Genomic DNA, 23,430 nt, shown 5'->3' with positions numbered 1-23,430 from the left:
GTTGCCAGGCTGCGGAAGCACATGACTTCAAACGCAAAAAAGCCTTGGCGATGGGATTGAGAGCCCCGGTGTAGCCGTAGCCGCCAACACTACTACAAACCCGGTATTTCGGGCGAAGGTTGCAATAAAAAAGCCTTTCCCGGACGGGAAAGGCTTTTTTGCTGACTAACAGGCCGGAACCTGCGACCAGACTAGTATTTGTAAATTTTGTCGCCGTTGTGGCGGCGGAATTCTTCTTCGAAGTATTTGGCATCATCGGCGTTGCGGGGCTTCACACCCATCACAATGCCACCGTCTTTGATGCCGCTTTCGTACTCCGCAGCATGCTCTTCGGGGATGCCCGAGCCAACCAGTGCGCCTACCAGGCCACCCGTGAGGCCACCGGCACCGGCACCAGCCAGCGCAGCTGCCAAAGGACCGGCAATGATGAGGCCCAGGCCGGGCAATGCTACCGAAGTACCAATGGCGGCGATAGCACCAATGATAGCGCCAGCCGTGCCACCAATGGCCGAGCCTACGCCGGCACCTTCCATGGCCTTATCGCCGAGGTCGGTATGAGCGGTATCTTCGCCGAAGTGCGTCTTGCGGGTTTCGTCCGACATCAGCAGGTTCACATCGTCTTTGCCGTAGCCGCGCGAATGCAGCGACTGGTAAGCCTTCTCGGCGCTGCTGCGGTCACGGAACATGCCGCTCATCGTGCTGCCATCGCGGTACGGCTCGCCGGTTACGGCATGAGCCGCGCTGTCAGCCGTGTTCTGTACGCCGTCAATGGCGCGGCCTACTACAGCACCAGCAGTGCCAGCTACCGCGGCACCTTTGGCAGTGGCGCTGAAATCGTCGCCGTCAACATTATTCGTAGGATTAGCTGCCGAAGCGCCCGAGGCCGAGTTCACGCCCGTGCCCGAAGTCGAGCCAGTGCCAGCATTGTAGCTGGTGCTTTCGTTGCTCAGGCTGGTGCTGTTGCCCATGCCGGTGCCGGTGTTGCTGGTGCCGTAGTTAGCGCCTGCGCCAGTACCGGAGTTTTGCGGGTTGTTCGAATCGTTGGTATTCATGAGGGTGGGTATGGAAAGTGGAAAGCAATGCCAGCTCGGTGGCTGGTTGAGGAGCTTAACGGGAGCGGGCTTGCGGGGGTTGCGGTTGGCTCCCATACCCTTGGGCTGTCAAGTCGTTTTCAGAGCATATAAAGCTTATATAATGTACAGCATATGAAGGCAACGCACTTTTTTAATGCCGGCACTTTAAATGCAGAAAGGCAGCAGGTTTTGATATTTATTGATTTTGTGCTATATATTTACCAACGCTGCTGGAATTGATGCTGAATCAGTCAAAGAATCAGCCTAGTTACTCACAATTGAGACTTGTGCGCGTCAACTCTTCAATCGACTGAATTTAGAAGAACTGGCCCGCAGGTACATGCATCCCTGGGTAATGAATTTGCCCTGTAATCAATGGTTTGAATGGGTTGGTATGGCTAATAAGCGTCGAAATGAAGGGTTAATGTTGGCGTAACAAAAAAACTTGTAATACCTTGCCAACGGATTACTCTTTTACGAGTTCCCGTTTTCTTTTTTTCACCTTTTTACATTTCACTCACCACTTCCACTTTTACATGAAACACTTTTTTTTCATGGTCCTCTTACTGATGACCGGCCTGTTGCAGCAGGTTCATGCTCAAAACCGCTCCCTTTCCGGGCGAGTGACTGACCGGTCCAACGGTCAGGGCCTGCCCGGGGTGACGGTACTTGTGAAAGGTACCACTGTGGGTGCTTCAACCAATGTAGACGGCACGTTCTCGTTGAGCGCGCCGGCCACGGCAACCACGCTTACCATTAGCTCAATCGGTTTCGTAACCGTGGAGCTGCCGATTGGTGCCAACTCTACCTTCGATGTTGCACTGGCACCCGATGCCAAGCAACTCGGTGAAGTAGTAGTAACGGCTCTGAACGTGGAAAGAAGCCGCAACTCGCTGCCGTTCTCGGCTACGCAGATTGATGGGCAGAACATCACGGTTGCTCGTAACCCAAACGCGGTGAACGGTCTGGCTGGCAAAGTAGCTGGTCTGAACATCACCCAGAGCAACGGCCTGGGCAGCTCGTCGAACGTTGTAATTCGCGGTACCAAATCCCTGTTCGGCAACAACCAGGCCCTGTTCGTAGTGGATGGTGTGCCGATTAGCAACGCCAACACCAACGGCAGCGGCCAAGCTACCGGTGGCGGTGGCTACGACTACGGCAACGCCGCAGCCGACTTGAACCCCGACGACATTGCTTCGACCACGGTACTGAAAGGTGCTGCTGCTACCGCCCTCTACGGCGAGCGTGCCGCCAACGGCGTTATCCTGATTACGACCAAGAAAGGCAAGCGTGGCCTGAACGTGACGGTAAACACCGGCGCTACGCTGGGTCGCATCGACAAGAGCACCTTCATCAAGCACCAGACGCGCTACGGCGCTGGTTACGGCACCTACTACGAAGACCCTACTGGATACTTTCTGTATCGCGACATTCAGGGCAACGGCAAAGAAGAACTCGTTGCGCCGCTGTCGGAAGACGCTTCGTACGGTGGTGCTTTCAACCCCAGCTTGCTGGTGTACCAGTGGGATTCGTTCGACCCCACTTCCCCCAACTACAAAAAGGCTACGCCGTGGGTAGCTGCTGCCAACGGTGCCTCGACTTTCTTCGAAACCGCCAGCACCCTCAACAACAGCATCACAATTGATGGTGGCAACGAAACCGGCTACTTCAAGCTGGGCTACAACCGGACCGATGACCGCGGGGTAATGCCGAACAGCAAAATCACCAAAAACATCATCAACTTCTCGGGTTCGTTGAACCTGACCCCCCGCCTCACCACCAGCGCCTCCATCAACTACACCAACGTGCAGGGCCGCGGCCGCTACGGCACGGGCTATGGCGATGGCAACATCCTGACCAACATGCGTCAGTGGTGGCAGACCAACGTGGACATTAAGGAGCAGAAAGCTGCTTATGAGCGCAACGCTGACCGTGGCTACCACGCTACTTGGAACTACGCCGACCCGGACAACCTGAAGCCCATCTACTGGAACAACCCTTACTGGGTACGTGAACAGAACTACGAAACCGACGGTCGTGACCGTTACTTCGGCAACGTAGCCGCTACCTACAAGTTTGCTGATTGGTTTAACGTATTGGGTCGTGTTACCCTCGATACCTACAGCGAAATGCAGGAAGAGCGCATTGCCGTGGGCAGCGTAGGCGTATCGGAATACTCGCGCTTCAACAACAACTTTAAAGAAGCCAACTTCGACCTGATTGGTAACTTCTCGGCTAACATTACCGAAGGTTTCTCCTTCAAAGGCCTGCTGGGTACCAACATGCGTCGCCAGTCCTTCAACTCTATTTTCGCCTTCACCAACAACGGTCTGTCGGTTCCCGGCCTGTATTCGCTTTCGAACTCGGTTGACCCCCTGACTCCTCCTTCGGAAAGCCAGTACAAAGTAGGCGTTGACGGTGTATTCGGTAGCGCAACTTTCGGCTTGCGCGACATGGTGTTCCTCGACCTGACCCTGCGTCGGGACAAATCGACCACCCTGCCAATTTCCAAAAATGCCTTCTACTATCCTTCCGCCGCTCTGAGCTTCGCTTTCTCGGAACTGACCAAGGATGCTGCGCCGTGGTTGTCTTACGGCAAAGCTTTCGTAAACTATGCTGAAGTAGGCCAGGGTGCTCCCGCTCTGAGCGTGTACGACTACTACTCCAAGCCCACGCCGTTCGGCTCGGTACCGCTCTTCAGCTTGCCCAACACCAAGAACAGCGAAGCGCTGGTGCCCGAGCGTACCCGCAGCCTTGAAGGCGGTGTTGAAATGAACTTCCTGAACAGCCGCCTTGGCTTCAATGCCACGGTTTATCAGCAGAACACCATCAACCAGATTATCCCCCTCAACATCTCGACGGCCACCGGCTACAGCCAGCGTTACGTGAACGCCGGTGAAGTCCGCAACCGCGGTGTAGAAGTAGGTGCGTTCTTGACGCCGGTGAAAACCAGCGCCGTAACCTGGACGATTAATGCTAACTGGTACACCAACCGCAACCAGGTAATTTCGCTGACCGAAGGCCTCGACAACATCGTACTGGCTTCGTACCAGGGTGGTGTTACCTCGAACGCTACCGTTGGCCAGCCGTTCGGCTCGCTGCGTGGCACCCGTTTCGTTTACGATGGCAATGGCCAGAAGACGATTCGCGTGACGAAAAACGCTGCCGGTACGCTTGCTACCGCTGCTTACTACAACCAGACGGCTACCGCCAACGAAATCATCGGCGACCCCAACCCCAAGTGGAAAGGTGGCGTGTCGAACACCATCAGCTACAAAGGCATTTCGCTGTACTTCCTGGTTGACGTTCGTCAGGGTGGTCAGGTGTTCTCGCTCGACCGCTACTACGGTTTGGCTACGGGCATGACCCCGGAAACTGCTGGTGATAACGACCTGGGCAATCCTTCGCGTAGCCCCATCGTTCGCAACGCCGACGGCAGCTACGCTGCTAACAGCGGCGGCGTAATTCTGCCCGGTGTGTACGGTCCTGGAACTGTTATCAACGGTGTAGATGTTTCGGGTCAAGCTAACACCACCCGCACCAGCAACACCAACTACGGCCTGTATGGCTACCTGCGTAACCCCAACGAAGCATTCGTGTACGATGCCAGCTTCGTGAAGCTGCGTGAAGTATCGCTGACCTATTCGCTCCCGTCCGGCCTGGTGTCGAAAATGGGTGCTGTAAAGGGCATCGACTTTTCGGTAATCGGCCGCAACCTGTGGATTATCCACAAGAACCTGCCCGATGCTGACCCGGAAGACATGCTGAGCTCGGGCAACCTGGGTCAGGGTTACTCTTCGGGTTCGTTCCCTGCTGTGCGCTCTTTGGGTGCCAACCTTCGTTTCCGGTTCTAATCTTATACTGTAATGAAAAAGACTCTTCTCTTTTGCTCGACGGCCCTCTTCCTGGCTACGTCGTGCGTGGATAGCCTGAAGGAATACAACGTAAACCCCAAGACTGCCACCAAAGCCCCCGGCGTAACGTTGGTTGCAAATGCTGAGCGTACCCTGGCCCGTAACGTGACCAGCACGAACGTGAACCTGAACAACTTCCGCCTGTACGTACAGTACTGGGCTCAGACCACGTATTTCGACGAAAGCATCTACAACCTGTCTTCGCGTCCTATCCCCGGGACTTTCTGGACGGCTTTTTACCGCGATGCTCTGGCCGACTTGCGTGAGGCTAGGAGGGTAATTGCTGCAGACCCGCTCATTTCTGAGTCGGTGCGCAAAAACCAGCTTGCCATTGCCGATGTGCTGGAGGTTTACGGCTGGACTACGCTGGTTGACACCTTTGGCAACATCCCGTACTCGAAAGCGCTGGACATCAGCAACCCGTTGCCAGCCTACGATGATGCAGCAACTATTTACAACGATTTGTTTGCCCGTCTCACCACGGACATTGCTAACATGGACGACAGCAATGGTTCGTTCGACGGCAACGGCGAGTTGTACTACCACGGCGATGTGGCACTCTTCAAGAAGTTTGCTAACTCGTTGAAGCTGCGCATGGCTTTGACCATTGCCGATGCCGATGCTGCTAAAGCAAAGCAATATGCTCAGGAGGCTGCTCCCGGGGTATTCACCAGCAATGCTGATAACGCCCAGCTCAACTTCCTCTCGACTGCTCCCAGCACGAATCCGCTGTGGGAAGACCTGATTCAGAGCGGCCGTTATGACTTCGTTGGCGCTAACACGTTCATCAACCGTCTCAACGCGCTGAATGACCCCCGTCGCAGCAGCTACTTTAAGCTGGCTGCCAACGGCACATACCGTGGTGGCGTTTATGGCACCAACAACAACTACGCTACCTACTCGGCACCTGGTGCAAAGTTGGAAGACCCGACCTTGCCAGGCGTACTGCTTTCGTATTCGGAAGTAGAGTTCCTGCTGGCTGAGTCGGTAGAAAGAGGTTTCACCGTGGGTGGTACTGCAGCTTCGCACTACAACAGCGCGGTAACGGCTTCTATCCAGCAGTGGGGTGGCTCGGCTGCCAGCGCTACTACGTACCTGGCTCAGCCCAGCGTTGCTTATGCTACCGCAGGCACGACCGGCAGCTACAAAGAGAAAATCGGCATTCAGAAATGGATTGCCCTCTATGGCCAGCCCGTTGACGCATGGCGTGAGTATCGCCGCTTGGATTATCCGGTGCTGACTGCTCCGGGTCAGGCCCTGAGTGTTTTGCCGCTGCGTCTCACTTATCCGGTTATCGAGCAAAACCTGAACAAGGCTAGCTACACCGCTGCTTCGGCGGCAATCGGTGGTGACAAAGTGAGCACGAAGATTTTCTGGGATAAGTTCTAAACTGCCTGGAAGCATAAAAAAAGGCCGTCGGTTTCGACGGCCTTTTTTTATGTCCTATACTAAGCTGGATGAGTATTTGGCTCGCTGGTCGCGCTACCAATGCAAGCTTAACTCTGCATCAGAAAGCCCTTGATAAACTCATCCAAATCGCCATCCAGCACATTCTGCACGTCGGTGCGCTCGATGCCGGTACGCAGGTCTTTGATGAGCTTGTAGGGATGCAACACGTAGTTGCGAATCTGCGAGCCGAAATCGATGCGCTTTTTGGTCGCTTCGACCTTATCGCGCTCGGCGTGGCGCTTGTCCATCTCAATCTGGTAGAGGCGCGATTTGAGCATGCGCAGGGCGTGCTCCTTGTTCATCAGCTGCGAGCGTTCAATCTGCACGGCGATGATGATGCCGGACGGCGCGTGCGTGAGGCGCACGGCGGTTTCGACCTTGTTCACGTTCTGGCCGCCCGCGCCACCGGCCCGGAAGGTATCCCAGGAGATATCGGCGGGGTTGATTTCGATGTTGATGGTGTCATCAATCACCGGGTAGGCGAATACGGATGCGAACGAAGTATGCCGCCGGCCGCTGCTGTCGAAGGGCGACATGCGCACGAGGCGGTGCACACCGATTTCGCTTTTGAGGTAGCCGTAGGCAAAATCGCCGTCGATTTCGAGCGAGGCCGACTTGATGCCCGCGCCTTCGCCGGGCTGGTAGCTGAGCTGCTTCACGCCAAAACCGTGGCTTTCGGCCCACATGATGTACATGCGCATGAGCATTTCGGCCCAGTCCTGGCTTTCGGTGCCGCCGGCCCCGGGATTGATGTCGATAACGGCCGAAAGCTGGTCTTCCTCGTCGGACAGCATGCGCTTGAATTCCAGTGCTTCTACCTTCTGCAGGGTGGCGTCGTAGTCGGCCTGCATTTCGGCTTCCGACACGTCGCCTTCTTTGTAGAAATCGTAGAGCACTTCGGTATCGGCCAGCGTTTGCTGCACGGCCTCGAAATCGTCGGTCCAGGTTTTAATGGGCTTGATTTCGCGGAGCGTGGCTTCGGCGGCTTTCGAGTCGTCCCAGAAGCCGGGAGCGGTGGTTTTCGCCTCGTAGGCGGCTAGTTGTTCTTTGCGGGTATCGTAGTCAAAGATACCTCCTCAGGGCCTCGGCGCGGCCCTTCAAGTCCTTAATCTGGTCTTGGGTCATTGGTGGGAAGATGGGAGATGGAGCTCCAGCGCAGCCAGATAAGCCACAGCCTGCCCGGCAACGCACCGGAGCAAAGCGTAAAAGTACCGTATATATCGGCCGGAACAGTGCCCGGCGGCGTAGTAGTATCTTTGGCGCAGTTGCGGCCGGCTGCTGGTGCGGCGGCAGGACAACGAGGGCGGTAACAATTTTCTATGAGTACGGAAGAGCTGAAGCAGGATTTTGAGTCGGCGCGCATCAAGCATGTGCATTTCAAGAGCAAGCTGCGCTCCTACCTGTTTGGCAACGGCGGCGAACCGGGCCCCCTGCGCGACCCCGAGCAGTGCGGTTTGGGCCTATGGATTGCCAACCGCCTGCGCGGACGGGGAGCATACGCGCATTTGCCCGAAGCCCGGCAATTCGACCAGAAGCACGTACTCATCCATAAAGAAGCTAACCGGCTGATGGACTTGCACGACGCCGGCCAGGATGACCAAGTGAGCGCCAATTATACGACCATTCAGCAACTGGCCGATGAGATGGTTGTGCTGCTGCAAACCATGGAAGCCCGGTTGCGTACCGAGGCCTGACCAACCGGCATTACTGCATGAAAACAACTCTCACGACTAAACTTTTTGCGGGCATTGCGCTGCTGATGGCCCTGTTTGCCGTGGTGGTTGTCTTTTCTTATCGATTGGCCGGGCAGGTGCTGCGCAACGCGCAGCAGGTAGAAGCCTCCCAGCACGTATCGAACGAAGCGGTGACGCTGCTGCGCAACATCGTGGACATGGAAACCGGCTTCCGGGGCTATCTGCTGATTGGCAACGAGCAAACGCTGGCCCCTTACTATTACGGCGAGCGCGAGATGGTGGGTCGATTCTTGAACCTGCGCGACTTAGTACAGGATGCCCCGAACCAGATTCAGCGCCTCGACCAGACCCAGCGCCTGTTTCAGCAGTGGACCGGCTATTCGCACCTGCTGATTGCTGAAAAGCGCGAAGCCCGCCTGCGCAACCCGCAGCAGCGCGGCATTGATGGCCTGGCCCACCGCCGCCTGGCCGAGAACCTGACCGGCAAGCAAATAATGGATGGCATGCGGGCCCAACTGGCCGAATTTGAGCGCCAGGAAGCGGCTACGCGTCGCCAGCTGCGCCAACGCCTGGACAGCAGCATTGTGCGGGCCGAATGGGTGTCGGCGGCGCTGGCGGTGGCGGCACTGGTGCTGGGGCTGCTGGGGGCTGCGTATCTGGTGCGCAGCTTTGCGCGCCGCCTGCGCAACATGGTGGACCTGGCCCGGCGCATGGCCGATGGCGACTATTCGACTCAGATTACCGACAACTCGCGCGACGAGGTGAGCGAGCTGACTACCGCCCTGAATGCCATGGCGCGCACGGTAGGCACCAACATTGCCCAGCTCGAAAACCGCAACCAGGAACTCGACCAGTTTGCCTACGTGGTGTCGCATGACCTGAAGGCTCCCTTGCGCGGCATCGAAAGTGCCTCGCGCTGGATTGAGGAAGACATGGGCAAAGAGCAGTTGCCGGCGCACATCCGCGAGTTTCTGGCGCTGATGCGGCAGCGGGTGCACCGCATGGAAAAGCTCATTACCGGTATTTTAGACCTGGCCCGCATTGGCCGCATGGCCCGCGAGCAGGAAACGGTGTTCGTGCGCACGCTGCTGCGCGATATCATCGACTCGCTAAGCCTGCCCGCCGGTTTTGCCGTCGAGCTGCCCTTCTTTCTGCCTACCCTCACCACCGATGCCGTGCAGCTGCAGCAGGTGTTCACTAACCTCATCAGCAATGCGGTGAAGTACCACGACCACCCGGCCACCGGCCACATCAACATTGGCTGCGACGATGCGGGCGAATTCTATGCGTTTTCGGTAGCCGACGACGGGCCGGGCATCGACCCGGAGTACCACGAGCGTATTTTCGTCATTTTCCAGACCCTAACCGAGCGCGACACGCTCGAAAGTACCGGCGTGGGGCTGGCCATTGTGAAGAAGATTGTGGAGCGGCAGGGCGGCCGCATCACCGTCGAATCGGCTGAGGGCGAGGGCGCAAAATTCACGTTCACCTGGCCCAAGCTGCCGCCTAAAGTGAAGGCCGTGGTGGCCACGGTATCATAATTGCCGCGCCTTGCGTAAGCTATTCCGGCCGCCGGCCCCGGGTATGTTCCCGCAGTAGCCAACTTTCCTCACCTATGTCCCCCGACCACTCAGCCCCCAGTATCCTGCTCGTTGAAGACGACCAAATGGACGTCATGAACGTGCAGCGCGAACTGCGGCGGCAAAACATCAACGTGCCCATCATCCACGCCCGCAACGGGCGCGAAGCGCTGAAAATGCTGCGCGGCGAAGGCGGCGAGCCCAAAATTGCCAAGCCCAGCCTGGCGATGCTCGACATCAACATGCCCCGCATGAACGGGCTGGAGCTTTTGGAAGCTCTGCGGGCCGACCCCGAGTTTGCCGACCTGAACGTGTTTATCATGACCACCTCCGACCTTGACACCGACCGCCTGAAGGCGCAGCAGCTGGCGGTGAGCGGCTACATCATCAAGCCTCTGAGCTTCGACACCTTCGGCGAAGGTGGCACCAGCGTCGATGGCTTCAGCCTGTTTCTGGACTTGCTGAAGCTGAAGGAATAGATGACTACCCGAATAGGAGCTGTCATTCCGACGAAGGAGGAACCTGAAAATTGACCCAACTGGGTTTAATCAGATTACTCCTTCGTCGGAATGACCGTTTTTATAGCAGCCGGAAGCCCATGCGGTGGTGCGGGCTGGGGCCATGCGCCCGAATGGCCGCGCGGTGGCTGGCCGTGGGGTAGCCGGCATTTTGTTGCCAACCATAGTCGGGAAACTCGGCGGCCAGTTCTTCCATGTGCTCGTCGCGGAAAGTTTTGGCCAGTACCGAGGCCGCCGCGATGTGGCGGTACAGTCCATCGCCCCCGATAACGCAGGTGTGTGGAAAGCCTGCCAGCGGCCGGAAACGGTTGCCATCGACGGCCAGATGCGTGGGAGACACCGCCAGCGCCGCCACGGCCCGGTGCATGGCCAGGTAGCTGGCCTGCGCAATGTTGAGGCTGCTGATTTCTGCTACCGACGCCTGCCCTACGGCCCAGGCCACCGATTCGGCGCAGATTTGGGGGCGCAGCAGGCTGCGCTGCTTCTCGCTGAGCTGCTTGGAATCGTTGAGCAAGGGCGACGTGAAATCGGCGGGCAGAATGACGGCGGCGGCGAATACCGGCCCCGCCAGACAGCCGCGGCCGGCTTCATCGAGGCCGGCCTCGAAGGGCTGGGCAGTGCAGGAAATAAGGAGAGGAGTACGAACTGGCATTGGGGCAAAAATACGGGGCACCAATGCGTCGGCAGCTATTTCAACAAAAAGCCCGGCCGGGGCCACCCACTGGGCAGCCCCGGCCGGGCCGGAAAAAGGAGATAACAGGCGGCGGCTACTTGTGGTCGCCGGCGCTGCTGCCGGTTACGTTGGAGGAGTTCTCGCCGCGCACGAAACCCTGGCTGTCGCGCGGAGCAATGGCCTCGTCGATGTCGGCTTCTTCATCGGTCGAAACGTACTCGTTGGTGGTGGGGCCGAGGCCGCCGGTAGTTTTGGCGAGTTCGGCTTCGGCCTCGGCGTGGTGGAGGTTGAAGAGCGGGTCGCCGGCGGTGGGGGCTTTATCAGCGGGCTTTTTGGAGTTGGTGGCCATCGAGAGAAAGGGGCTGCCGGAATGTGTGCGGCGGCCGCAATCTGCATACGGCAGGAGCCCGGGCGGGGTTAATGGCTGGCCAGGCATACATAATGCTGCCTGTATGGATGGGTGCTCGCCAATGGGCACAAAAAAAGGTCATCGCACAAGTGCGATGACCTTAAAGTGGCGGGTCCGGCCGGAAGGTGTCTACCCCACCTTTTTGGCCAGAGCGCCGCCGCACGAGAGGTCCTTCCTTTCCACATTTCCAGCCCGTGCGGGGGTACTTATGATTCAAAGGTACACTATTGGGGGAGGGGAGCGCAAGTGTTTTTTGATAAAAGCCGGAATTATCCCGACCAATTGGCGTATGCAACCGGCGGATGCATGCAATTGAACGGCGAGCGGAAAGGGCTTTGGGCGGGGCATCCGTATTTTTGACCACCAACTTTTCGGTTCTGCTGATATGAGTCAATTCCCTGCCCCCGCCGTCGATACCAACCATAACCCCTGGCAAACCCTGACCTCGGAAGTTAAATACCACAACCCGTGGATTTCGGTGCGCGAAGACGTTGTGCTTAATCCGGGCGGTGGGCGCGGCATCTACGGGGTGGTGACGATGAAGAATAAGGCCTTGGGCATCGTGCCCGTCGACGCTGACGGCAACACTTGGCTGGTGGGCCAGTACCGCTACCCGCTGAACGAGTACAGCTGGGAAATTCCGATGGGCGGCGGGCTGGTGGAGCTGGATGTGCTGGAATCGGCCCAGCGCGAGTTGCGCGAGGAAACCGGCCTCACGGCGGCCCGCTGGACGCGCATTGCCCGCCTGCACACCTCCAACTCGGTGACGGATGAGGAAGGCTTCGTGTTTCTGGCCGAAGACCTGACGATGGGCGACGTGGAACCCGAGGAAACCGAAGACCTGCGCCTCTGGAAATTGCCCCTGGCCGAAGCCATTCGGATGGTGATGGACGACCGCATTACGGACGGCGTGAGCGTGGCCGGCCTGCTGAAAGCCGAGAAGGTGCTGGCCGCGCGGGGCCAGTAGGCCGGGAAAACCAGCAACAAGAAACCAGAAACTACCTTTGCGGGCATGCGCCACTTGCTTCGTTACCTCGGCCAGCGCCTCTATACTACGTGGGCCACGTTCTGGTTCATCGTGCCGTTTGTGCTCACCTTTCCGCTGCAGTGGTATTTCAGCCGGCGGCCGGGGGGCGAATACGTGGTGCACCGGCTGAACCGCTTCTGGTCGTGGCTGTCGATTACGATGTGGGGCGTGCCGGTCGAAGTAGTGCGCGAAAGCCCGGGCCCCAACCCGCAGCCCTGCGTGTACGTGGCCAACCACGGTTCGTACATCGACATCATGCTGCTGTTCAAGTACATTCCCGGGTTTCTCAACATGATGGGCAAGGCTTCGCTGGCCAAGGTGCCGGTGTGGGGGCCGATTTTCGGGAGCGTGTACGTTACCGTCGACCGCAGCAGCGCCGTGAGCCGGGGCCGGGCCATGGTGGCGGCGCGGCGTGGGCTGGCGGCCGGCAAAAGCATTGCCATTTTCGCCGAGGGCCGCATCTCGCCCAAGCCCGGCAAAGAGCTGCTGCCGCTGCTGGATGGGGCTTTCCAGATGGCCATTGAGGCGGGCGTGCCGCTGGTGCCGGTGGGCATGCCGCTGAACCACATGTTTATGCCCGATGTGGAGAAGGGCCTGCGCGTGCGCTACCACCGGCTTAAAATTGTTTTCCACCCGCCTATTCCCACTGCCGGGCTCACGCTGGCCGATATTCCGGCGTTGAAGGAAAAAGTGGCGACCCAGCTCGCGGGTGATTTCCTGCCCGAAGGAGCCGTGAAACCTGGTCCGAGCACCTGGCGGGCCCCGGTTACCGCTGCGCCCACCGCGCCGCAGCGCGAAACCACCAACTCTTAACTTCTAACTTTTAACTCATAACTGAACGTGAGCACCGACCTTGGTACCCTGCGCGGCCTGGCCCACCTGGCCCGCCTCGAATTTGACGCGACCCGCGAGCAGCAGATGCTCGGCGACCTGAACAATATTCTCGATTTCGTGGCCCAACTCGAAGGCTTGGATACAACCGGCGTGGAGCCGTTGGTGCACTTGTCGCAGGAAATCAACGTGCTGCGCGACGACGAGGCCCGCAACACCGTGAGCCACCAGGAAGGCCTGCGCAATGCCCCGCGCAAGGATTCCGACTACTTCCGCGTGCCCAAAGTGCTCGACTAATTGATGAAGGCGCAAGTTGCCAGCCGCTCCGCGCGGCCCGGCTGGCTGGTGTGGCTGGCAGCGCTGGCCGTGGGGCTGGTGGGCTATTATTATTATTTCACGGGCGAGACCAGCACGCTGCCGCTGCGCACGGTGCCGCATTTGCAACCGCAGGTGCTGACGCTGGATAGCGTGGCGGCCGGCCCGGTGTACCTGCCGGTGCAGGCCAGCGGCTTCGTAACCACGCTGACGCACGACGTGGCGGGGCCCTATACGCAGCCGGTGGCGGCGGCTATTTTTCTGCTGCTGCTGGCCGGGGCGCTGGTGGGCTGGGTGGCGGTGGTGAGCACGCTGGCGCGCGGGCCGTTCGTGGCCGGCATGGTGCCGGTTATCTTCCTGCTCATGTCGCTCAGTACCGAGTCGCTGGGCCTGTTTGGCACCAGTGAGCGGTATTTTCTGTACCTGATGTTGGGCTTAATTGGCGGCGGGGCTTTCGGGCTGCATGCGTTTGCCGAGGGACTAACGCTGCGCTGGCGAGTGCTCATCATCGGTGGAGTTGTGGCCGCACTGAGCGTGGTGCTTTATACTCAAAGCCTGATTTCAACCGAAGAAACGACACTGGAGCTGGCCGCTTACGCCACCACCGGCGGCGCGGTGCTGCTGGCGCTGCTGGTGCTGTGGGTAGGCGTGGAGAACGTGCGCGCCCTGCTGTGGCTGAACACCCAGGCCGAGCAACCAGCCGGGCGCTTTGGGCTGGTGCCGTTTGTGCTGGCGGCGGGGCTTTACGTGGGTACGCTGCTGCTGTATATCTGGAATAATGGCAACCTGGAACTATGGCCCGGCCTGACGCTGGACCCACTGGTGCTGCTACTACCGGCCGTAGTAACGGGCTGGCTGGGTTTGCGGCTGCGAGTCCCCAGCTACGGCGAGTGGCTGCCCTACGGCACGGGGGCGGCGCAGCTGTACCCGTTGGCGGTGCTGGGCGCTGCGGGCGCGCTGGGCTACGCGTTTGCCACGGCCAATACGCCGCTGCTGGTAGCGGCCCGCAGTTTCACGGGCGCGGCGCTGGGGCTGCTGGGGGCGGCGTTTCTGCTGTATGTGCTGATAAACTTCGGGCCGTTGATTAAGCAGCGGCTGCGGGTGTATCGGGTGGTGTTTGAGCCGCGCCGGCTGCCGTTCTATGCGGTGTATGTGCTGGGCATTGGGGGCATTATCTTTCTGCAGTCGCGCCAAAGCTTCCCGCTACCGGACCAAGTGCGGGCCGGACAGTTCAATATGCTGGGTGACCTGGCCCGCCAGCAAAGCGAAGCTGCCCCCGACGACCTGGCCCAGGCTGGCCTGGCCGAACGCTACTACGCCGAAAGCGGCGACGTGCTCTACCGCGCCAACCTGCACGCCGAGCTGGGCCGGGCGGCGCTCTACCGCTTCCGCCAGCAGCGCCAGAATGAAATTAATTCGCTCCGCCGCGCTCTGCTGCGTGGTCCCAACGAAAAAGTTTCAGTACGGCTGGCCTCGCTCTATGACCAGCCCGACGACCTGTTTGAGGGGCTCGATATCCTGCGCCGTGGCCTGAAAGCCCAGCCGCATAGTGCGCCGCTGGCCGGCGATTTGGCCCAGCTCTTTACCCAAACTGCCCTTACCGATTCGGTGGCCCATTACCTCGATAAAGCCGAGCAACTAGCCCCGGGCAGCTACGCCAGCCGCACCAACCAGCTGGGGTATTTCATCGGCCAAAACCTGCTGAATGAAGCCCGGGCGCAGGCTGTGAAGCTAAAGGCCAGCCCCGATGAGCCCGCGCTGCTTAGCAACCTCACGCTGCTTCAGTTGCGCACAGCTGCACCATTGGCCGTGGGCCTGCCTGCGCCCGGTGCCGGGCCAGTAGCGCTGGACGCGGCCAGTTTCGCGCAGGTATACCATAGCGTGTTGCTGGCCGTGATTCGGAACCCGGCGCAGCTTACCCCGGCGCTGTTCCAGCATCTGAACCAACTGGCCAGCCAGCCGGCCAATGCCGACTACTACGAGCAGCTGTTGTTTCTGCAGGCGCTGGGCCGCCATGCGCGTGGGCAGGAGCTACTAGCGCGCCAGCTGCTGCTGCCGCTGGCTTCCGGTACTTCGGCTACCGCTGCCTACTACCAGCAACTGCTGGGCTTGTGGCAGCTACAACAGGGCCAGTATGCCACGGCCGCCGACCAGCTGGGCTTTGCCGCTTCGCACGGTGCCCCGCAGGCATCCGCAATGCGGGTGTATGCGCTGGCTCTGAGCGGCGAAGTCGATTCGGTGAAAGCCGCTACGGCACGCCTGCTGGCTTTGGCCGATACAGCGCAGCAGCGGCAGGGCCGGCGGGTGCAGGAACAGTTGGCCTTACCGGCTCTATCCGCGAAATCCGCCGCTCGCATTGGGGCCGACTGGCTGGCTACCGCGCAGGCCGCCGCCGCGAAAGGCGAAGTGCCGGCCGCTAGGGGCAGCTACCAGCGCATCGTGCGCGAGGCGCCGTTCAACGAGGCCGCTGTTCTGGCGGCAGCGGCTTTCTACACGCGGCAGGGGCAGGCCCAGGCGGCTTACGCGGCCTTGCGGGCCGGCTTGAACGAAAACCCTGCGTCGCTGCCGCTGTTACGGGCCTACGTGCTGGCGGCGGCCGATGCTGGCCTCACCGAATACGCGGCCGAGGCGCTGGCGGAGCTGCGTCGGCGGCTGCCGCCGGCGGCAGCGGCTACTTTAGCAGCCGAATACGCGGCGCGGCAGGCAGCCCGCACGGCCGCGGCGGCGTCCTTCGCCGGCGCGCCGGCTGTTTCGCCCGGGCAATAAGCCCTTTTTCTTCTGCAAAAAGTCTTTTCTTATGAATCCGAACGTCATCGAAACCACCGATATCGCCAAAGCCTACGTGATGGGCCATGAGGTCATCAACGCCTTGGTGTCGGTGAGTATTGAAATTAAGCGCGGCGAATACGTGGCGTTTATGGGGCCGTCGGGCTCGGGCAAGTCTACGCTGATGAACATTGTGGGCTGCCTCGATACGCCCAGCAAAGGCCAGTACATCCTCAACGGGCAGGACGTGAGCCGCATGAGCGACAACCAGCTGGCCGAAGTGCGCAACAAGGAAATCGGCTTCGTTTTCCAGAGCTTCAACCTGCTGCCCCGCGCCACGGCCCTCGATAATGTGGCCCTGCCGCTCATCTATGCGGGCCTCAACAAGCGCGAGCGCACCGAGCGCGCCCTCGAAAGCCTGCGCGCCGTGGGCCTGGCCGACCGCGCCTCGCACCGCCCCAACGAGTTGTCGGGCGGCCAGCGCCAGCGCGTGGCCATTGCCCGCGCCCTCGTGAATAACCCCAGTGTGCTGCTGGCCGACGAACCCACCGGCGCGCTCGACTCCAAAACCAGCCACGAAATCATGGACCTGTTTGAGGCGCTGTACTCCAAGGGCAACACCATCATCATGGTGACGCACGAGGAGGACATTGCCCGCTACGCCCACCGCATTGTGCGCCTGCGCGACGGGCTGGTGGAAACCGACGAGGTGAACCACGACATCATGAAGCACGCCGTGGCGGGCCATTAACAGCACATCATTACATGAAAATCTACACCAAAACCGGCGACAAAGGCCTCACCTCGCTCATTGGCGGCACGCGCGTGCCCAAGAGCAGCCTGCGCATCGAGTGCTACGGCACGGTGGATGAACTGAACTCGCACATCGGGCTGGTGCGCGACCAGGACGTGAACGCCGCCCGCCGGCCGCTGCTGAAGGAAATTCAGGACCGCCTGTTCACCATCGGCTCGGCCCTGGCCGCCGACCCGGAGAAGTCGAAAATGAAGCTGCCCGACCTGCACGAGGCCGACATCACCCTATTGGAAGACGAGATGGACCGCCTCAACCTCGACTTGCCCGAGCTGCGCGCCTTCATCCTGCCGGGCGGCCACCCGGCCGTGAGCCACGCGCACGTGGCGCGCTGCGTGTGCCGCCGCGCCGAGCGGCTGGTGATTCATCTGGGCGAAGAATCTTTCGTGGCCGAGCTCGTTGCCGTTTATCTGAACCGCTTGTCCGACTTCCTGTTTGTGCTGAGCCGGGCCATGGCCCACGAGCTGGGCGTGGAAGAAGTGACCTGGCAGGCACGTATGTGAGGCCCGCCGTGTTGGGGCTGGCAACCGGCCGTGGACCCCACATTATCCCGTTCTTTGTAGCGAAATTCCTGCTTCTCTAATCGTTCTCCCCTCCATCTCCGTACTCGGAAAATCCCACCCACGCGTACCCTGAAATTGCCCTTTTTATGACTGAAACGCTCACCATTCATACCCTGCCGACGACGGACTCGCGGCTGGCCACGCAGGACTTCGACCACCTGGAGTTCGGCAAGGTATTCTCCGACCACATGTTTGTGGTCGACTACCGCGACGGCGAGTGGCAGGATGCTCAGATTCTGCCCTACGGCGACCTCTCGGTGAGCCCTGCCAACTCGGCTCTGCACTACGGCCAGGCCATTTTTGAGGGCATGAAGGCCTACCACCAGGCCGACGGCGGCGTGGCCCTGTTCCGTCCGCTCGACAACTGGGCGCGCCTCAACGCCTCGGCTGAGCGCATGTGCATGCCCACCATTCCGGAGGAACTGTTTATGCAGGGCCTGCGCGAGCTCATCAAGCTTGATGCCGGCTGGGTGCCCACGTTCGCGGGCAGCTCGCTCTACATCCGTCCTTTCATGTTTGCCACTGATGGCTTCATCGGCGTGCGCCCCTCGGAGGCCTACCGCTTCGTGATTTTCACCTGCCCCGTGGGCCTGTACTACAACAAGCCGCTGCGCGTGCGCTTCGAGCAGAAGTACGTGCGCTCGGCCGAAGGCGGCGCGGGCTACGCCAAAAATGCCGGCAACTACGGCGCGGCCATGTACCCCACCAAGCTGGCTCAGCAGGAAGGCTATAACCAACTCATCTGGACTGACGCCTCGGAGCACCGCTACGTGGAAGAATCGGGCACGATGAATGCCATTTTCGTGGTCGATGGCCGCGTGATTACGCCCGCCCTCAGCACCAGCATTCTTGATGGCATCACGCGCCGCAGCGTGCTGGAGCTGGCTCACGACATGGGCCTGACCGTGGAAGAGCGCAAAGTGAGCAGCCGCGAAATCATCGAGGCCCTGAAGGCCGGCAAGCTGGAAGAAGCTTTCGGCGTAGGCACGGCCGCGACCATCGCGCCCATTGCCGTCATCGGCTACGAGGGCCAGGACTATGAAGTGCCCGCCACCCGCCCCGACGGCTTCTCGAAGCGTGTGAGCGCGGCGCTGGACGCCATTCGCAGCGGCGAAGGCGCCGATGTGCACAACTGGATGGTGGCCGTGTAGCTTTCTGTCATCCTGAGCGCAGCGAAGAACCTTATCACCGAAGAGCATATCCTGCGAACGTGCTGAGGTCCTTCGCTGCGCTCAGGATGACAGCCGATTAGTAGAAAAGCCGCTTCATACCGAAGCGGCTTTTCTTTTTTGCCCCACCTTTGCAGCGCAATTCGCCAACCCACCCATCCGCCAACCCACCAACTACATGACCGTTTCCCTGAAAACCGTTACCCTCGATAGCAAGCACCGCGAGCTGGGTGCCAAAATGGTGCCCTTCGCCGGCTACGACATGCCGGTGCGCTATTCGTCTGACCTCGATGAGCACCACACGGTGCGGCGCGCCGTGGGCATGTTCGACGTGTCGCACATGGGCGAGTTTCGCCTGCGCGGCCCCCAGGCCCTCGACCTTATTCAGCGCGTAACCAGCAACGACGCCAGCAAGCTCACCGACGGTAAAGCGCAATACTCCTGCCTGCCTAACCACGACGGCGGCATCGTGGACGACCTGCTGGTGTACAAGCTGGCCGACGAGGACTACCTGCTGGTGGTGAATGCCTCCAACATCGAGAAAGATTGGAACTGGATTCAGCACCACAACACGCAGGGGGTGGAAATGGAGGATATTTCGGACCGCACCAGCCTGTTCGCCGTGCAGGGCCCGAAAGCGCAGGCCGCGCTGCAGTCGCTGACCGACGTGGACTTGAGCAGCATTCCGTACTACTCGTTTGTACAGGGCTCCTTCGCCGGCGCTCCCGACGTCATTATCTCGGCCACCGGCTACACCGGCGCGGGCGGCTTTGAGCTGTACATCCCGAACGAAAGCGCGGCCATGGTGTGGGATAAAATCATGCTCGCCGGCCAGCCCTACGGCATCAAGCCCATCGGCCTGGGCGCGCGCGACACGTTGCGCCTCGAAATGGGCTACTGCCTCTACGGCAACGACATCGACGACACCACATCGCCGCTGGAAGCGGGCCTGGGTTGGATTACCAAATTCACTAAGGAGTTCACCAACTCTGAAAACCTGAAAAAGCAGAAGGAAGCCGGCGTAAGCAAAAAGCTGGTAGGCTTCGTGATGGACGGCCCCGGCATTCCGCGCGGCCACTACGAGCTGGTGGATGCCGATGGCCAGAAAATTGGCGACGTAACGAGCGGCACCCAGTCGCCTTCGCTGAGCAAAGGTATTGGCCTGGGCTACGTAAAAACCGAGCTAGCCGCACCCGGCACCCAAATTTTCGTGCAGGTGCGCGGCAAAAACCTGCCCGCCACGGTGACCAAGCTGCCGCTAACGAAAGGCACGGAAGAGTAGCCGACGGAGTACCGCGAAATGAGATTTCGCGGTGCCGCCCTGCGGCGAGTGCAGCACCGCGCCAACCGGCGCGGTGCCGCCTTTTTTTAGCTTTTAGTTCCTATTTGATTCGCCGCAAAGCGGCGCCGCGAAATGAAATTTCGCGGTACTCGTGCTATGCCCAAACTAGATATTTGCTTCTCGCCCGAGCTGTTGCCGCTCTACGACCTGCGCGGGCAGGTAGCCGTCATCGTAGATATTCTGCGAGCTTCCAGCACCATCGTCACGGCACTGGGCGAGGGCGTAACGCACGTTTTCCCGGTTGCTTCGTTAGAAGAATGCACTGCTTACGGCCAACAACACGGCTGCCTGACCGCCGCCGAACGCGACGGCCTGCCCGCTCCGGGCTTTGACCTTGGTAATTCCCCCTTCGGCTTTTTGGATGCAATGCGCCCGGTGCGCGGCCGGGCGCTCACCATCAGCACTACCAACGGCACGGCGGCGTTGCGCCGCTCGCTGGCAGCGGCCGAAGTCGTGGTGGGCTCGTTCCTGAATCTGGCCGCCGTGGCCAATTTTGCCCGGGAGCAGCAACGTGATGTGCTGGTAGTATGCGCCGGCTGGAAAGGCCGATTCTGCCTCGAAGACACCGTATTTGGCGGCGCGCTGGCCGAGCGGCTGAGCGCCGACTTTGACGTGCGCAGCTCCGATGCCACACTGGCGGCGCTGCACCTGTGGGAGCAGGGCAAGGCCGATTTGCCGGCTTACCTGTTGCAATCGGCCCACGTGCGGCGGCTCAACTCGCTGGAAGCCAGCAAGGATTTTGAATTTTGCCTGCGGGTAGATTCCTATGCCAACGTGCTGCCCGTGTGGCGGGAGGATAGATTGGTCATGGCGTAAGTCGTCTGTCATCCGGAGCGCAGCGAAGGACCTTCGCACGGTTGAACTGACTTTTCAGGCGTGCTAAGGTCTTTCGCTGCGCTCCGGATGACAAAAGCGAGCCGCTACTTCAGCTTCTCATTGTTGCGGTGGCGCTGGCTGTCGCGCTGGGTTTTCTTGGCCAGGTTGCGGGTGAGGGCCTCGGTGAGGTCGACACCGGTTTGGTTGGCCAGGCAGATGACGACGAACAGCACGTCGGCCAGCTCATCGCCGAGCTCACGGCCTTTGTCCGACTCCTTGAACGACTGCTCGCCGTACTGGCGGGCGATGATGCGAGCCACTTCGCCGACTTCTTCCGTGAGCATGGCCATATTGGTGAGCTCATTGAAATAGCGCACGCCGGTGGTCGTAATCCAGGTATCAACGGTTTGTTGGGCTTCTTCGATGGTCATGGGCAATAAGAAAAGTTAGGCGGGCGAATCGAGCACAATGGTCACCGGGCCGTCGTTGAGCAGGCGCACCTGCATGTCGGCCCCGAAAATGCCGGTGGGCACCGGGCGGCCCAACTCGGCGGCCACCATCGCTACGAACTGCTCATACAGTGGCTCGGCTACGGCGGGCGGGGCGGCCCCGATGTAGCTGGGGCGGTTGCCCTTGCGGGCATCGGCCAGCAGCGTGAACTGGCTTACCACCAGAATTTCGCCCGCGATGTCCTGCACACTGCGGTTCATCTGGCCATTTTCATCCCCGAAAATGCGCAGCTGTACCAGCTTACGGCACATCCAGGCAAGCGAAGTGGGATTATCGGTAGGGGCGAAGCCGGCCAGCACCAGCAGGCCCGCGCCAATCTGGCCGGTAATCTGGTCGTCGACGGTAACCGAGGCTTCGCGGACGCGCTGAATGACGAGGCGCATAGGAGATGGGGAGAGGAGGTGAGAAATTTGGAATAAGGCTGCCGACCTTCGCACCGACTTATGCCCGCTGATTTCCCCGCAAATAACGCCCCCGAACGCCCACGCTCTACTGCGTGGCTGCTGGGCGCGTTGCTGGCCGTGGCTCTTCTGCGCCTGTGGCGGCTGCCTGAAGTGGGGCCACCCGACTTCGACTCGGTGCGCAACTGGCAGGTGGTGCAGGAGATGGCGCAGGGAAATTTCACGCACTTGTTTCATCACGGCAGTCCGGGGTTTCTGCTGCTGTTCGCGCCAGTGGCTTTTTTTACGCAGAATTTTCTGGTATTCCAGACCATCAATGCGCTGCTGGGCGTGGTGGGGCTAGGTTGGTTTGCGGCCTGGGTGGCCCGGCAGGTCCGTCTGAGCGGGCCGGAGGCCGCCGGAGTGGTGCTGCTGGGCGGCACTGGGCTGCTGCTTACTTTTTCGGGGCGCGATTTTACCATGAGCTCGGCCAGCCTGCTAGTGGCGGCCGGGCTATGGCGAAGCCATTATGCACGGCTGCACGATGCCGCGCCGCGCCGGCTGGTGCAGGCGGCTGCCTGGCTGGCGCTGGGCCTGTGCATCAACTACAAGTTTCTGTTTGCTGTGCCAATTCTGATGGTGCTGGAATGGTGGCAGGCCGATGGCCTGTGGCGGCGCGCCGGCGGCCGGGCGCTGCTCGTGCTCGCCACGCCCTACGTATTGCTGGGGCTGCTGGGCGTAGCGGTAGGCCTGCCGTGGTATCGGTGGCTGGGCTTCTACTGGCGCACGGTGGTGCCGGCTACGGCCAACGTAGCCGGCCGCCAAAGCACGCTGCATCTCGATTTTCTCTATTACCCGAGCTATCTGGCCACGTTCGAATCGCCGCTGCTACTGGCAGGGCTGGCGGCGGCGCTGGCGCTGGTGGCCCACCAGTGGCATCAGGGGCAGCCGCGCCGGAGCCAGCCGTTGTACTTGCTGCCGTATCTGCTGGCGTGGGCCGGCTGCCTCCTGGCCGGCATGTCGCTGCTGATAAAAGCCCCGCGCGGGCTGCTGTTTGCCTATCTGCCCTTGGCGGCATTGGTGGTGCTGAGCGGCCGGCAGCTACTGCCCCGCCTGGCGCTGGTAGCTGTGCTGCTGGCCGCCGTGAGCCTGAACCTCTACCGCCTGCAAGTGCAGCTCTTTGCGCCGCTGCCTGGGCGCTACCCAGCCGTGGCGGCGTGGCTGCGGCAACACGGGGCTACGCGCGTGGCCAGCACCGTGGGCAACGGCCTTGCGCCCTACCTGGGCCCCGGACAGCAGCTCACGGTCATCAGCGACGAGCGGGAACTGGCCGGCCTGCGCCGCCAAGGCGTGCAGTACGTGCTGCTCGACGGCTACTGGCGGGTGGCTGGCGTGGCGCGGTTCGATTCGCTGCGGCGGCAGGTGCCGGTGGCGGCCTGGCCCGCCCCGCCGCTGCACCAGCCGCTGCTGTTTCTGGAGCATTCCGAGTTTACCGGCCTGGGGTTTGCCGAAACGCTGGCCGCCCGCCGGGCCGCGGCGACCGATTCGCTGCCGCTGCGCTTGTATCGGCTGCGCTAGGCAAAGTGAGAC

The 23,430-nt window shown here is 60.6% G+C and carries 21 protein-coding genes; 15 read left to right on the top strand and 6 right to left on the bottom strand.

Translation table 11 applies throughout. From position 1 onward, the window contains the following. Positions 1-191 precede the first annotated feature (191 nt). The gene (locus MON38_RS22815; protein ID WP_338423746.1) at positions 192-1,052 is read right to left on the bottom strand and encodes a hypothetical protein; all 861 of its coding nucleotides are present in this window, start codon (positions 1,050-1,052) and stop codon (positions 192-194) included. Between the two features lie 557 nt (positions 1,053-1,609). On the opposite strand from MON38_RS22815, the gene MON38_RS03805 reads away from it, so the two are divergent. Both MON38_RS03805 and MON38_RS03800 read left to right on the top strand, forming a co-directional pair. Continuing rightward, positions 1,610-4,927: a SusC/RagA family TonB-linked outer membrane protein gene (locus tag MON38_RS03805; protein WP_241934801.1), complete on the top strand. Its 3,318-nt coding sequence runs from the start codon at positions 1,610-1,612 to the stop codon at positions 4,925-4,927. A 12-nt stretch (positions 4,928-4,939) separates the two neighbouring features. Beyond that, a complete protein-coding gene (locus MON38_RS03800) occupies positions 4,940-6,376 on the top strand; it encodes a SusD/RagB family nutrient-binding outer membrane lipoprotein (protein ID WP_241934800.1) in 1,437 nt (478 codons plus the stop codon). A 107-nt stretch (positions 6,377-6,483) separates the two neighbouring features. Here the strand turns inward: MON38_RS03800 and prfB are convergent. Then, positions 6,484-7,561 (bottom strand): peptide chain release factor 2 gene (gene prfB, locus MON38_RS03795; RefSeq protein WP_241934799.1). Its coding sequence is split into 2 segments (ribosomal slippage): positions 6,484-7,500 and positions 7,502-7,561, totalling 1,077 coding nucleotides; the frame shifts between segments, so codons are not numbered across the junction. Positions 7,562-7,755: 194 nt separating this feature from the next. On the opposite strand from prfB, the gene MON38_RS03790 reads away from it, so the two are divergent. From MON38_RS03790 to MON38_RS03780, 3 genes are all read left to right on the top strand, one after another. Further along, positions 7,756-8,130: a CZB domain-containing protein gene (locus tag MON38_RS03790; protein ID WP_241934798.1), complete on the top strand. Its 375-nt coding sequence runs from the start codon at positions 7,756-7,758 to the stop codon at positions 8,128-8,130. 17 nt (positions 8,131-8,147) lie between these two features. Further along, on the top strand, positions 8,148-9,671 hold the full coding sequence (locus tag MON38_RS03785) for a sensor histidine kinase (RefSeq protein ID WP_241934797.1): 1,524 nt from the start codon (positions 8,148-8,150) through the stop codon (positions 9,669-9,671). A gap of 74 nt (positions 9,672-9,745) precedes the next feature. Next, positions 9,746-10,189 (top strand): response regulator, encoded by a 444-nt coding sequence (locus MON38_RS03780; RefSeq protein WP_241934796.1) that lies wholly within the window; start codon positions 9,746-9,748, stop codon positions 10,187-10,189. Between the two features lie 100 nt (positions 10,190-10,289). Here MON38_RS03780 and MON38_RS03775 read toward each other — a convergent pair whose 3' ends face one another. After that, positions 10,290-10,880: a ribonuclease HII gene (locus tag MON38_RS03775; RefSeq protein ID WP_241934795.1), complete on the bottom strand. Its 591-nt coding sequence runs from the start codon at positions 10,878-10,880 to the stop codon at positions 10,290-10,292. A gap of 115 nt (positions 10,881-10,995) precedes the next feature. After that, positions 10,996-11,250 (bottom strand): hypothetical protein, encoded by a 255-nt coding sequence (locus MON38_RS03770; protein WP_241934794.1) that lies wholly within the window; start codon positions 11,248-11,250, stop codon positions 10,996-10,998. Positions 11,251-11,695: 445 nt separating this feature from the next. On the opposite strand from MON38_RS03770, the gene MON38_RS03765 reads away from it, so the two are divergent. The 9 genes from MON38_RS03765 to MON38_RS03725 all read left to right on the top strand — a co-directional run bounded on the left by MON38_RS03765 (position 11,696) and on the right by MON38_RS03725 (position 20,950). Continuing rightward, a complete protein-coding gene (locus MON38_RS03765) occupies positions 11,696-12,277 on the top strand; it encodes an NUDIX domain-containing protein (RefSeq protein ID WP_241934793.1) in 582 nt (193 codons plus the stop codon). Positions 12,278-12,322: 45 nt separating this feature from the next. Continuing rightward, on the top strand, positions 12,323-13,150 hold the full coding sequence (locus tag MON38_RS03760) for a lysophospholipid acyltransferase family protein (RefSeq protein ID WP_241934792.1): 828 nt from the start codon (positions 12,323-12,325) through the stop codon (positions 13,148-13,150). Positions 13,151-13,177: 27 nt separating this feature from the next. Beyond that, positions 13,178-13,465 (top strand): Asp-tRNA(Asn)/Glu-tRNA(Gln) amidotransferase subunit GatC, encoded by a 288-nt coding sequence (gene gatC, locus MON38_RS03755; protein ID WP_241934791.1) that lies wholly within the window; start codon positions 13,178-13,180, stop codon positions 13,463-13,465. Between the two features lie 3 nt (positions 13,466-13,468). Then, positions 13,469-16,249 carry a tetratricopeptide repeat protein gene (locus tag MON38_RS03750; RefSeq protein ID WP_241934790.1) on the top strand — a complete coding sequence of 927 codons (2,781 nt, stop codon included), beginning with the start codon at positions 13,469-13,471 and terminating at the stop codon, positions 16,247-16,249. A gap of 31 nt (positions 16,250-16,280) precedes the next feature. Further along, positions 16,281-17,000 carry an ABC transporter ATP-binding protein gene (locus tag MON38_RS03745; protein WP_241934789.1) on the top strand — a complete coding sequence of 240 codons (720 nt, stop codon included), beginning with the start codon at positions 16,281-16,283 and terminating at the stop codon, positions 16,998-17,000. A gap of 14 nt (positions 17,001-17,014) precedes the next feature. Then, entirely contained in the window at positions 17,015-17,563 is a 549-nt protein-coding gene (locus MON38_RS03740) for a cob(I)yrinic acid a,c-diamide adenosyltransferase (RefSeq protein WP_241934788.1), read from the top strand. Between the two features lie 146 nt (positions 17,564-17,709). Further along, complete coding sequence (locus tag MON38_RS03735) at positions 17,710-18,774, top strand: branched-chain amino acid aminotransferase (RefSeq protein WP_241934787.1); 1,065 nt, start codon at positions 17,710-17,712, stop codon at positions 18,772-18,774. 196 nt (positions 18,775-18,970) lie between these two features. Continuing rightward, positions 18,971-20,074, top strand: a complete 1,104-nt coding sequence (gene gcvT / locus MON38_RS03730) for a glycine cleavage system aminomethyltransferase GcvT (RefSeq protein ID WP_241934786.1) — start codon at positions 18,971-18,973, stop codon at positions 20,072-20,074. Between the two features lie 156 nt (positions 20,075-20,230). Next, on the top strand, positions 20,231-20,950 hold the full coding sequence (locus MON38_RS03725; protein ID WP_241934785.1) for a 2-phosphosulfolactate phosphatase: 720 nt from the start codon (positions 20,231-20,233) through the stop codon (positions 20,948-20,950). Between the two features lie 104 nt (positions 20,951-21,054). On the opposite strand, the gene MON38_RS03720 is transcribed toward MON38_RS03725, so the two are convergent. Continuing rightward, complete coding sequence (locus MON38_RS03720) at positions 21,055-21,381, bottom strand: nucleotide pyrophosphohydrolase (protein WP_241934784.1); 327 nt, start codon at positions 21,379-21,381, stop codon at positions 21,055-21,057. Positions 21,382-21,396: 15 nt separating this feature from the next. Next, positions 21,397-21,843, bottom strand: coding sequence for a D-aminoacyl-tRNA deacylase (dtd, locus tag MON38_RS03715; RefSeq protein WP_241934783.1), 447 nt, complete (start codon positions 21,841-21,843; stop codon positions 21,397-21,399). A gap of 60 nt (positions 21,844-21,903) precedes the next feature. On the opposite strand from dtd, the gene MON38_RS03710 reads away from it, so the two are divergent. Then, complete coding sequence (locus MON38_RS03710; protein ID WP_241934782.1) at positions 21,904-23,418, top strand: hypothetical protein; 1,515 nt, start codon at positions 21,904-21,906, stop codon at positions 23,416-23,418. Positions 23,419-23,430: the final 12 nt, after the last annotated feature.

Origin of the sequence: Hymenobacter cyanobacteriorum, from assembly GCF_022631375.1 — a bacterium.
Classification (GTDB): domain Bacteria; phylum Bacteroidota; class Bacteroidia; order Cytophagales; family Hymenobacteraceae; genus Hymenobacter; species Hymenobacter cyanobacteriorum.
Note: the sequence above shows the minus strand (reverse complement) of the source record. Positions and strands in the feature narration are given on the sequence as shown.

What these genes read in the sequence shown, in the direction of transcription:
- MON38_RS03805 (WP_241934801.1), top strand. Translation starts at nt 1,610, where the DNA reads ATGAAACACTTTTTTTTCATGGTCCTCTTACTGATGACCGGCCTGTTG.
- MON38_RS03740 (WP_241934788.1), top strand. Translation starts at nt 17,015, where the DNA reads ATGAAAATCTACACCAAAACCGGCGACAAAGGCCTCACCTCGCTCATT.
- MON38_RS03760 (WP_241934792.1), top strand. Translation starts at nt 12,323, where the DNA reads ATGCGCCACTTGCTTCGTTACCTCGGCCAGCGCCTCTATACTACGTGG.
- MON38_RS22815 (WP_338423746.1), bottom strand. Translation starts at nt 1,052, where the DNA reads ATGAATACCAACGATTCGAACAACCCGCAAAACTCCGGTACTGGCGCA.
- MON38_RS03765 (WP_241934793.1), top strand. Translation starts at nt 11,696, where the DNA reads ATGAGTCAATTCCCTGCCCCCGCCGTCGATACCAACCATAACCCCTGG.
- dtd (WP_241934783.1), bottom strand. Translation starts at nt 21,843, where the DNA reads ATGCGCCTCGTCATTCAGCGCGTCCGCGAAGCCTCGGTTACCGTCGAC.
- MON38_RS03790 (WP_241934798.1), top strand. Translation starts at nt 7,756, where the DNA reads ATGAGTACGGAAGAGCTGAAGCAGGATTTTGAGTCGGCGCGCATCAAG.
- MON38_RS03785 (WP_241934797.1), top strand. Translation starts at nt 8,148, where the DNA reads ATGAAAACAACTCTCACGACTAAACTTTTTGCGGGCATTGCGCTGCTG.
- MON38_RS03745 (WP_241934789.1), top strand. Translation starts at nt 16,281, where the DNA reads ATGAATCCGAACGTCATCGAAACCACCGATATCGCCAAAGCCTACGTG.
- MON38_RS03750 (WP_241934790.1), top strand. Translation starts at nt 13,469, where the DNA reads ATGAAGGCGCAAGTTGCCAGCCGCTCCGCGCGGCCCGGCTGGCTGGTG.
- MON38_RS03735 (WP_241934787.1), top strand. Translation starts at nt 17,710, where the DNA reads ATGACTGAAACGCTCACCATTCATACCCTGCCGACGACGGACTCGCGG.
- MON38_RS03725 (WP_241934785.1), top strand. Translation starts at nt 20,231, where the DNA reads ATGCCCAAACTAGATATTTGCTTCTCGCCCGAGCTGTTGCCGCTCTAC.
- MON38_RS03800 (WP_241934800.1), top strand. Translation starts at nt 4,940, where the DNA reads ATGAAAAAGACTCTTCTCTTTTGCTCGACGGCCCTCTTCCTGGCTACG.
- MON38_RS03770 (WP_241934794.1), bottom strand. Translation starts at nt 11,250, where the DNA reads ATGGCCACCAACTCCAAAAAGCCCGCTGATAAAGCCCCCACCGCCGGC.
- MON38_RS03710 (WP_241934782.1), top strand. Translation starts at nt 21,904, where the DNA reads ATGCCCGCTGATTTCCCCGCAAATAACGCCCCCGAACGCCCACGCTCT.
- MON38_RS03775 (WP_241934795.1), bottom strand. Translation starts at nt 10,880, where the DNA reads ATGCCAGTTCGTACTCCTCTCCTTATTTCCTGCACTGCCCAGCCCTTC.
- MON38_RS03780 (WP_241934796.1), top strand. Translation starts at nt 9,746, where the DNA reads ATGTCCCCCGACCACTCAGCCCCCAGTATCCTGCTCGTTGAAGACGAC.
- MON38_RS03720 (WP_241934784.1), bottom strand. Translation starts at nt 21,381, where the DNA reads ATGACCATCGAAGAAGCCCAACAAACCGTTGATACCTGGATTACGACC.
- gcvT (WP_241934786.1), top strand. Translation starts at nt 18,971, where the DNA reads ATGACCGTTTCCCTGAAAACCGTTACCCTCGATAGCAAGCACCGCGAG.